6 protein-coding genes and 1 tRNA gene are annotated in these 7041 nt (G+C 64.9%); 2 read left to right on the top strand and 5 right to left on the bottom strand.

Annotated elements, in window-relative coordinates; all coding sequences use genetic code 11:
• From Q1J79_RS17045 to Q1J79_RS17065, 5 genes are all read right to left on the bottom strand, one after another.
• Positions 1-77, bottom strand: a tRNA-Arg gene (locus Q1J79_RS17045).
• Between the two features lie 348 nt (positions 78-425).
• Entirely contained in the window at positions 426-1172 is a 747-nt protein-coding gene (locus tag Q1J79_RS17050) for a bifunctional 2-polyprenyl-6-hydroxyphenol methylase/3-demethylubiquinol 3-O-methyltransferase UbiG (RefSeq protein ID WP_300302712.1), read from the bottom strand.
• 87 nt (positions 1173-1259) lie between these two features.
• Entirely contained in the window at positions 1260-2240 is a 981-nt protein-coding gene (locus Q1J79_RS17055) for a helix-turn-helix domain-containing protein (RefSeq protein ID WP_300302714.1), read from the bottom strand.
• 5 nt (positions 2241-2245) lie between these two features.
• A complete protein-coding gene (locus Q1J79_RS17060) occupies positions 2246-2890 on the bottom strand; it encodes a glutathione S-transferase family protein (RefSeq protein WP_300302716.1) in 645 nt (214 codons plus the stop codon).
• A 127-nt stretch (positions 2891-3017) separates the two neighbouring features.
• Positions 3018-3980 carry an ABC transporter ATP-binding protein gene (locus Q1J79_RS17065; RefSeq protein ID WP_300302718.1) on the bottom strand — a complete coding sequence of 321 codons (963 nt, stop codon included), beginning with the start codon at positions 3978-3980 and terminating at the stop codon, positions 3018-3020.
• Positions 3981-4124: 144 nt separating this feature from the next.
• On the opposite strand from Q1J79_RS17065, the gene Q1J79_RS17070 reads away from it, so the two are divergent.
• Both Q1J79_RS17070 and polA read left to right on the top strand, forming a co-directional pair.
• Entirely contained in the window at positions 4125-4328 is a 204-nt protein-coding gene (locus Q1J79_RS17070) for a zinc-finger domain-containing protein (RefSeq protein WP_300302720.1), read from the top strand.
• Between the two features lie 20 nt (positions 4329-4348).
• Positions 4349-7041: DNA polymerase I (polA, locus tag Q1J79_RS17075; RefSeq protein WP_300302722.1), on the top strand; the 2693-nt coding region annotated here is incomplete at its 3' end.

A 7041-nucleotide genomic window follows, 5' to 3' on the forward strand; every position in this document is an offset into this window, starting at 1 on the left:
TGGTGCACCCGACAAGATTCGAACTTGTGGCCTCTGCCTTCGGAGGGCAGCGCTCTATCCAGCTGAGCTACGGGTGCCTGGATATCGGGCCGGCGGGGCCGGCGGCCGGACCATAGCCGAGAGCCGAGCCGGAAAGCAAGGCGGGCCGCCTCATGGGCCACGGCGCCAGAGGCCCGGAAAGACAGGCAGATTCCGCATCCCGCAGCCGACAGCCACGCCGGCCGGAGATTTGGACTCTTACAACACCGGCTTTGCGTCGCGGGGCGCGTGTTTTGCGTCGTTTTGCGATGGTTTTGCTATGCTATCCTCTTGATTTCATTGGAACGGGTACGCGCGGCCGCCGCCTGCGCGCGTTGCCGGCCCGGATCACATAGTACATAAAGCGAACATTACAAGGCAGGGCCGGTGGCCTTTACAGCCTGCCGCTAAAGCCTGGCCGTCACCAGCCAGTCCCAGGGTTTCTCGGCACTCAGCTCCCTGGGCGGGCGGATGCTGTGGCAGGCCCAGGAATATTCCACCTTGCGCGCGCGAATGGCGCGGAAGCCGAGCGCACCAAGTTCGCGCTTGAGCTCGGCGGCCGTAAAATGTTTGGTCGAAACCCCGTCGATGGACACGCCGCTGCTGCCATCGGGCGCGTCGGGTTTGACGATGATGCGCGGCGCGGCGGCGTTACGCTCGGCCCTGGCCAGCAGTCTGGCCGACCCCAGAGCCGGCACCACCAGGATGAGCCTGCCCTTTTCGCGCAGCAGGGCGCGGGCGGAATCCAGCACGCCCTGCCAGATGGCGCGGCGCGGATGGATGGCGGCATTGGCGCAGAGCACGGCATCGAAGCGGCCGCGCCAGGATTGCAGCGCGGTGCTGGCGACATGCACCGCGATATTGCCCTGCCCGCGCGTCTTTTGGCGTGCGACATCGACGCAGGCGGCCGACTGCTCGAAACCATGCACCTGCCCGAACAGGCGGCCCAGCGCCGGCAGATAGATGCCGACGCCGCAGCCGAAATCGGCGATTGATGCCTTGGCATCGGCCGCGTCTTTCAGCGCCGAGAGGATCACGCCTTTGCGGTCGTTGTGGAAGGAGGAAAAGATTTCCTCTTCCCAGTTGGTGGCGGCGGCATCCCAGTACTGGCCCGACTGGCGGCTGGGAAGCGATTGAACAACAGTGCCATCCATGACGCTGTCCTCCTCGTTGCGCCGCCGCGACTCGCGGCGACCGGTGGAACATCACGTCGATCAGAATCGGTTGGGGTTAAGAGGAGGTTAAGACCGGGTAGTGAAATCCGGCGGCAATCCGCGCATGCCTTGTGCCTGATCAACCTCATTCCGTGTCGCCATCTCTTCACCAGAGCGCAGATCGCGCGCATGCCCGCGTATCGCCGTCGGCGGAAAGCCGAAGCGGTCGCGGAAGCGGATGGCGAAGCGCGAGGCCGATTCATAGCCCACTTCAAGCGCGATGCGGTTGACGGCGAAATCCGTCGATTGCAGCAGCACCATCGCGGTTGACATGCGTACGTCTGTGAGCAGGTCGCCGAGCGTGGTGCCTTCGGCGGCCAGGCGCCGGCGCAGCGTGGCTTCGCTCATCGCCAGGCGTTTCGCCACAATGGCGGCCGTCCAGGACGCGGCAAGGTCGGTCACGAACAGCCGGCGCAGTTTCATCGCCAGGGTGACGTCTTCGGTTGGTGAAAAACGGATGCCGCGATGGGCCAGCCAGAGCAGCATCTCGGCCACCCGGTGTGCGGCCACATCCTCAGGGATATGCCGTGTATTCGTTATGGCCGCGATGGCACGATCGAAGGCGGCGGTGAAATCCGCGTCGAGCCGATCCAGCACGGCCGCCCCGGCCAGCGGAGGGGCCAATGCCGTCGCGTTCCGCTCAAAACCTTCGATCACCGCCGGGCCCCAGATCAGCCAGCACGCTTCATAGAGGCCCCGGTCGGACAGGCGATTGGTGACATCAAACGTCTGGCCGCCGGCAATGGCGATGGCCTCGCCGCCCCGGATCGACCATAACCCGCCGGCGGATTGCAGCGTCTTGGCACCGTGGCGCAGCAGAATCAGCGCCGGACGGTCGTTGACGATGCGGCTGAAGCGCAGATCGCCGCGCTGGACGACGCGCGCGGTGAGCCCGACGCCGGGGCGCGCCAGAATGCCCTGGCCGTGCGGGTCAGTTCCATCCTGGGCATCGCGCGCATCCGTCATGCCACGAGCATAACCCAGACGCAGGCCCCGGGAAGTGTTCATGACCGTCAGGCCAGCACGGTTTCCAGATCAAGCCCGGGCTCGGCCTTCTGCATGGCGCGCTGGAAAGCGGGGCGCGCCCCGATGCGCTGGAGATAGGCGCGGATATGGGGATAGGGGCCGATATCGCGGCGCGAGAAGAATCGCATGGTGGTGAGCGGAAACAGGATCATGATGTCGGCGGCAGTGAAATCATCGCCGCCCAGATAGGGCACGCTCCCGAGCCGTTCCTCGATCAGGTCGTAGGCGCGGTCAAAGCGCGCGCGCAGAGCCGTCGTCACGCCATCCGGGTTACCATCCATGCGGCTGACCATCGAATCGATCAGCGCGGCCGGCATGAACGAGCCATTGGCGAAGTGGAACCAGAACAGGAAATCGGCATAGCCGGGCGCGCCATGTCGCAGGATCAGCCGGCCATTGCCGTAGGTCTGCGCGATGTATTCGACGATGGCGCCGGATTCGCCCAGCACGAGGCCGCCATCATCGATCACCGGCGCGGTGCCAAACTGCGTCAGCGCGCGATAGGCGGCCGGGGCCAGCCGGGTCTGCGGGTCGCGGTCGTAGCGCCTGAGCTGGTAGGGGATGCCCAGTTCCTCGCAGAGCCAGACGACGCGGTCGGATTGCGAGATGCCGAGGTGATGGACAATGAGCATGGGGCGGGCCTTTCCGTTGAGGACCCGTCCACAGATAGACAGTTTCGGCCAGGCCGTTGTGCCGCGCCGCTCGATTTCTGTGCCGATCCGCTCAAGGCACCGAAAATGGCTGCCGCAATGGCGACTGTTACGCCGCCCGGCTGCGCGTCAGCTCCAGGAACAGGTCTTCCAGGTCGGCTTCCTGGGTGGAGAGATCGTGGATGGCGAGCCCGGCCTGCTGGATGCGGGCCAGCACCGTGGAAAACGGCTGCTGGCTGGGGCGGTAATGCAGGCGCAGGCGGCGGGGACCGAGCAGTTCGGCATTGAGTTCCGCAAGCGAAGGCGGCACGGCGGCCAGATCGGCATCCAGGGTGACGATCACATCCTTGCGGTCGAGCCGCGAGAGCAGCTTCGGCGTCGCGTCATGGGCCACCACGCTGCCATGGTTGATGATGGCGATATGGTCGCAGAGCGCCTCGGCCTCTTCCAGGTAATGGGTAGTGAGCACCACCGTGGTGCCGGCGCGGTTGAGCTCGCGCACATAGGCCCAGAGCTGCTGGCGCAGCTCGATATCCACGCCGGCGGTGGGTTCATCCAGTACCAGTACGGGGGGATTATGCACCAGCGCCTTGGCCACCAGCAGGCGGCGGCGCATGCCGCCCGACAGCGTACGGGCATAGGCATTGGCCTTGTCGGAGAGGCCCACGGCGGCGAGGATTTCATCGGTGCGGCGCTCGGCTTTCGGCACGCCATACAGGCCGGCCTGGAATTCCATCGCCTCGCGCGGCGTGAAAAACGGATCGAGGTTGAGCTCCTGCGGCACCACGCCGATGGCGGCCCGTGCCCGGCGCGGATCGGCGTCGATATCAAAGCCCCAGATCGCGGCGGACCCTGAGGTCTTGCGCACCAGGCCGGCCAGGATATTGATCAGCGTGGACTTGCCGGCGCCGTTCGGCCCGAGCAGGCCAAAGAAAGAGCCGCGCGGGATATCCAGCGCGATGCCATTCAGCGCGCGCTTTTCGCTGCGCGTTCCGGCCCCGTAGACCTTCACCAGGTCGCGGACGGAAATGGCCGGCGAGGCAGAGCCGGAAACGGCGGCGGATTCGGACATGGTCTGGAGCCTTATGGGCCTGAAAGACTGGCGGAACGGGGCCTGCTGGGGTAGGTATCGCGGTAGGTACCACCGGGCGGGGAACGGGTCAAACCGACCCCTGCCCTCCAGACCGGATTTCGCCCTTTTCTGCGGAGTGTAACGATGCAATCCCCGGCACGTGCCCCTGTTGAAACCATCGAAGTGGATAGCCCCGTGGTGGCCTGCGACGGCGGTGCCAGTAGTGTGGGGGGGGCTCTGGGCCATCCGCGCGTCTACCTGAACATGGGCGAGAAGCACGAGATCGACTGCCCCTATTGCGGCCGCCTCTATGTGCTGAAAGAGGGCGCACACGCCCACGGCCACTGACCGGGCCCGCGTTTCAGGGCATGGCATCCAAACACCGCCTCTATCTGGTCGACGGCTCGGGCTATATCTTCCGGGCCTATCACGCGTTGCCGCCGCTGACGCGCAAGTCCGACGGCATGCCGGTGGGCGCCGTGTCGGGCTTCTGCAACATGCTCTCAAGCCTGCGCGACAAGGCCGAGCATGACGAGGCCGTCAGCCACATGGCGGTGATCTTCGACGCCGCGCGGGCGAATTTCCGCAACGAGATCTATCCCGAATACAAGGCCAACCGCGCCGAGACGCCGGAAGACCTGATTCCACAATTCGAGCCGATCCGCCGCGCCACCCGCGCCTTTGGCCTGGCCGCCATCGAGAAGGACGGCTTCGAGGCCGACGACCTGATCGCCACCTATGCCAAGCTGGCGCGCGCGGCGGACATGGAGGTGGTGGTCGTTTCCTCCGACAAGGACCTGATGCAGCTTGTGCGCGACGGCGTCGGCATGCTCGACCCGATGAAGGACCGCGCCATCGGCCCTGACGAGGTAATGGAGAAATTCGGCGTTGCGCCCGACAAGGTGGTGGACGTGCAGTCGCTGGCCGGCGACAGTACCGACAACGTGCCCGGCGTGCCCGGCATCGGCATCAAGACGGCGGCCGAGCTGATCAACACGTTCGGCGACCTCGATACGCTGCTGGCCCGCGCCGCCGAGATCAAACAGCCCAAGCGGCGCGAAACCCTGCTGACCAATGCCGACAAGGCGCGCGTCTCGCGCGAGCTGGTGCGGCTGAAAGACGACGTGCCGCTCGATCTGGGCCTCGATGCCCTCACGCTCGGCCCCGTGGAATGGCCGAAGCTGAAAACCTTCCTCGACGAGATGGAATTCCGCAGCCTGACCAGCCGCATCGAAAGCCGGCTGAAACTGCGCGGCACGGCAGACATGGATGGCAATGGTCCACGCAAGGCGCCGGCGCCGGTCGCTTTCGAAGGCGAAGGCGGGCCGGAAACGCCGCCGTCAACGGACAAGCCGGCCAGCTATACGCTGGTGCAGGATATCGACAGCCTGCGCGGCTGGATCGCACGCGCCACCGAAGCCGGCATCGTCGCGTTTGATACCGAAACCACCAATCTCTCGCCCACCCATGCCGAACTGGTGGGATTCAGCCTCAGCATCGAGCCCCATGAGGCCTGCTATGTGCCGGTGGGGCATATACCGCCCGGCGGCGGCGGGCTGGATTTGAGCGGCGAGGGCACGCCGAAGCAGATAACGCTGGACGATGCGCTAGCTGAACTCAAACCCTTGCTGGGCGATCCGAGCGTGCTGAAAATCGGCCAGAACATCAAATACGACATGGCGGTGCTGGCCAAATACGGCCTGGAGATCGTGTCCTACGACGACACCATGCTGATCTCCTATGTATTGGATGCCGGCAAACACGGCCACGGCATGGACGAACTTTCCGAGCTGCATCTGGGCCACAAGCCGATCAGCTATGACGAGGTGACTGGCACCGGGCGCAGCCGCATTTCCTTTGCCGAGGTGGCGCTGGACAAGGCGCGCGACTATGCCGCCGAGGATGCCGATATCACCCTGCGGCTTTATCATGTGCTGAAGCCCCGCCTGCTGGCCGAAAAACAGGTGACTTTGTACGAGACGGTGGAACGTGGCCTGCCGACCGTGGTGGCTGCCATGGAATGCGCCGGCATCAAGGTCGATCCCGCCGAGCTCAATCGTCTCTCTGCCGATTTCGCGCAGCGCATGGAGGCCTTCGAAAAGAAGGCGCATGACCTGGCCGAGGAAAACTTCAATATCGGTTCGCCCAAGCAGCTGGGCGAAATCCTGTTCGACAAGATGTCGTTGCCCGGCGGCAAGAAGGGCAAGACCGGCGCCTATTCCACCGGGGCCGACGTGCTGGAGGAACTGGCCGCGCAGGGACATGAGCTGCCGCGCGTGGTGCTGGACTGGCGCCAGCTGCAGAAGCTGAAAAGCACCTATACCGACGCGCTGGTGGCCTCGATCAATCCGCGCACCGGGCGGGTGCATACCTCGTATTCGATCTCGTCCACCAATACCGGGCGTTTCGCTTCCAACGATCCGAACCTGCAGAATATCCCGATCCGCAGCGAGGAAGGCCGCAAGATCCGCCGCGCCTTCGTGGCCGAGCCGGGTCATGTGCTGATTTCGGCCGATTATTCGCAGATCGAGCTGCGCATCCTGGCCCATATCGCCGATATCGGCGCGCTGAAGCAGGCCTTCCGCGACGGCGTCGACATCCACGCGCTGACCGCATCCCAGGTGTTCAACACGCCGGTGGAAGGCATGGACCCGATGGTGCGCCGCGCCGCCAAGGCGATTAATTTCGGGATCATCTACGGCATGAGCGCCTTTGGCCTGGCGGCCCAGCTCGGCATCCCACAGCGCGAGGCGCAGAGCTACATCGAGGCCTATTTCCAGCGGTATCCCGGCATCCGCGACTATATGGACCGCACGAAACGCCAGGTGAAGGAGCAGGGTTACGTTTCAACCCTGTTCGGCCGGCGCGTGCATTTCCCCAACATCAACACGAAAAATCCAGCCGAACGCGCCTTCCTGGAACGCGCCTCGATCAACGCGCCGATCCAGGGCTCGGCCGCCGACATCATCAAGCATGCCATGGTGAAGCTGCCGGCAGCCCTTGAGAAAGCCGGCCTCAAGACCCGCATGCTGCTGCAGGTGCATGACGAACTGGTCTTCGA

This window comes from Ferrovibrio sp. (assembly GCF_029255545.1).
Classification (GTDB): domain Bacteria; phylum Pseudomonadota; class Alphaproteobacteria; order Ferrovibrionales; family Ferrovibrionaceae; genus Ferrovibrio.

Excerpts from the sequence above, each read along its gene's own strand:
- Q1J79_RS17050 (WP_300302712.1), bottom strand. The coding sequence starts at position 1,172 with ATGGATGGCACTGTTGTTCAATCGCTTCCCAGCCGCCAGTCGGGCCAG.
- Q1J79_RS17055 (WP_300302714.1), bottom strand. The coding sequence starts at position 2,240 with ATGAACACTTCCCGGGGCCTGCGTCTGGGTTATGCTCGTGGCATGACG.
- Q1J79_RS17065 (WP_300302718.1), bottom strand. The coding sequence starts at position 3,980 with ATGTCCGAATCCGCCGCCGTTTCCGGCTCTGCCTCGCCGGCCATTTCC.
- Q1J79_RS17070 (WP_300302720.1), top strand. The coding sequence starts at position 4,125 with ATGCAATCCCCGGCACGTGCCCCTGTTGAAACCATCGAAGTGGATAGC.
- Q1J79_RS17060 (WP_300302716.1), bottom strand. The coding sequence starts at position 2,890 with ATGCTCATTGTCCATCACCTCGGCATCTCGCAATCCGACCGCGTCGTC.